The sequence below is a fragment of the Brucella daejeonensis genome, from assembly GCF_014199265.1.
In the GTDB taxonomy this organism is placed as follows: domain Bacteria; phylum Pseudomonadota; class Alphaproteobacteria; order Rhizobiales; family Rhizobiaceae; genus Brucella; species Brucella daejeonensis.
The window spans coordinates 1-2,837 of sequence record NZ_JACIJG010000047.1 but is presented as its reverse complement, the minus strand read 5'-3'; the positions used below and the strand labels follow the sequence as shown (position 1 = coordinate 2,837).

Sequence of the window (2,837 nt, the reverse complement as noted above, 5' to 3'; positions counted from 1 at the left end):
GTTGCAACCGGCGCGTCGTTGACCGGCGTCACCGTTACCGTGATCGTGCCCGTCGTCGTGCCGCCATTGCCGTCATCAACCGTATAGGTCACCACATCGTCGCCCGTGAAGTCCAGCGGCGGCGTGTAGTTCAGCGTCCCGTCCGGGTTCACCGTCACCGTGCCGCCATTGGCAGACGTCGCATCCGTCACCGTCAGCGGGTCGCCGTCCGCATCGCTGTCATTGCCAAGCACGTCGATATTGCTCAGCAGCGTGTCTTCCGCCGTCGTCGCCGTATCGTCAACCGCCACAGGGGCATCGTTAGAAACGGAGAGGGGAAATTCCGTTGATGTGCCGACATTGCCTGCCGCGTCGGTTTGGGTCGCGACGAAATCGTGAGGACCGTCGTCTAGCGGCGTGGAAGGCGTGAAAGTCCAGTCACCATTGGAATCGGTCGTCGCCGTACCGAGCTCGGTGGAACCGTCGAAAATGGTGACTGTTGAATTGGGTTCCGCCGTGCCGGAAAGGGTCGGCGTGGTGTCATGGGTCGAACCGCCCGGCGAAAGCGGATTATTCTGGTCGTCAGTAACACTATCGATCGTGACGACCGGAGGAAGAGTATCTACAATCAGGCTCGACCCATCTGAAGCCTCACTCGAATTGCCAGCAGGGTCTGTCGCAACAACGGTAAAGTCGTGAGGACCGTCGTCAAGCGGCGCGGAGGGCGTGAAAGTCCAGTCACCATTGGAATCGGTCGTCGCCGTACCGAGCTCGGTGGAACCGTCGAAAATGGTGACCGTTGAGTTGGGTTCCGCCGTGCCCGAAAGAGTTGGCGTATTGTCATTGGTCGACGCGCCCGAAGGGAGCGAGTCAACCCGAACCGGATCAACATTGTCAGAAATTCCGGTAATCATCGGTTTGGCGGGCGGAGTCGTATCCTCGGGAGGCGACGTAGGGCCATCATCATCGTCCCCCCCACCGCCAGCGGCTGCGATAGCGATACCGCCAACAGCCAAGGCACCGATCGCGGCGATCGCCCCGGCGCTAAAACCTCCACTGCCAACCGGTCCCAGCGTATAGGCGAGCGCTTCCGTCGCAAACGGCGCCGCGCAGACATCGTCCTGGTTTTCCTTGAAGTGAACAGCAGAATCCTGACCATTGGCCGGATCATGTACTATCAATTCCGGCAATCCATCTGGATCAGGGCAATCAAAATAATCCTTGAGGCGAACGGTCGTACCGTCTGCATAGTGCACGATGAGATCGTGCCCCTTGCGTTCCATTGATGCGATCTCGCCCTTGCCTGCTGGCAGACGAACTTCCGCATCATTATTAATCTGAATTGTTACGTTAGAGGACGCCACATCATAGGACTTCGGCTGACCGCCCTTAGTATGCTTGATTTCTACAATCTTAACCATACTCACACCCCCAAAATGTCAACGCCAAACCTTGGATTTGGCTTTAAAAATCTGCATAAATCACAGGCGCTCGTTAACAGCAAAAGCAAAAGTCAAAACAACATCAACTATTGCTCAATTTATACAGATGAGACACCATAAACCTAATTTATTGTGCTTGTATAGTAAATATTTCTAAATTATTGGAATAAATTTATTCTATAGTCGCAAAATACCACTCACCTCCTCCAAATAAATGTCGGAGACATACATCGATTACATAAAAATATCACGTCACTTTAAGTCAATGGCAAATATATCTATCCTGAACATGAGCTACTTTAGTGCACCTGGCATGCAACAGATCCAATGTAGTATCTACGCCTTCGACAATGATAATTGGAACGAAGGACGCGACAAAGCGGACCATATGACGGGGACACTTCATCGCCAGCGTAGGCATGAATTCTCCCACCTCATATCGCCTGCCATCTGCATCAACTGGATGAGCGAGGTATTCACTATACAAAACAGCGTTCGAAGCATGGATACTCTGCGCACGAAAACAACGCCGAGCATCCTCAGATGCTACAGATATGACGCTCCCACACTTGGAATCCGAGAAATCCAAATCATCAAACATTCAATCACCACGTAAATGATCCATAATTTGATTGCTTCATAATATCAGCTTCATCTAAAAATATCCATATTATTTTTCTGAAATAATTTTATATTTGCTTTTATTAAGATGAGGAATATCGACAAGTTATTTTGCAGGTGAACGTGAATAACGTCACTGAGTTTGGACGTCATTAACAATGTGCGGTTGAACTGCACCCCGTTTCAACCGGACAGGTCGGCATGAGCAGAAAGGCTCAAGCACTGGCTTGAGGATGTGAGTAGCCCCCCCCCGGTAAGCAAGACAATTCTTTGGATATGACGTCTGAGTTTGGCGCGGGCATGCATTCGGCAACTTTCACGGCAGAACATCGTCGCCAGTCAATATGGAATACGTGGACTCGGTCCACTTCGGGCTTGCGTGCTCATATCGAGAAGCGGGATTGGCATACGGCGACGTTGTATGTACCTCGAACACGTGGCATGGCCGCGCCGGCGGTCTGCCCGCTTTGCACCTGCTGATTTTAGATTTTGTGTTTTATGACGGGGATTTAGCGCCGACGATCGTAGCTGTTTAGCGTGCTGGATCGTAGTTTCAGGCTATTGTAGGATAGCATGGAGTAGTAAATGGTTGCGGGGGCAGGATTTAATCTTAACTTGCGATCGTCGCAATCGCCCAACGATCTACTAAAAATTCTTTTTACCGACAACCGGAGCGGACTATTTCGTACAGCAGCGTAACGAGTTTGAACCGCACCGAGTTTGCCGGAGACCCCAACTCGTGAGAAGTAGGGTCTATGACAAGCAAGACGACGAACAAGTTTTCTCCTGAAGTGC

Annotated in this window: 1 protein-coding gene; it reads right to left on the bottom strand. The window is 51.3% G+C overall.

Features of this window, described 5'->3' with window-relative positions:
• On the bottom strand, window positions 1-1,400 hold a 1,400-nt coding region (locus FHS76_RS22365), incomplete at its 3' end, for an Ig-like domain-containing protein (RefSeq protein WP_183658519.1).
• Window positions 1,401-2,837 lie beyond the last annotated feature (1,437 nt).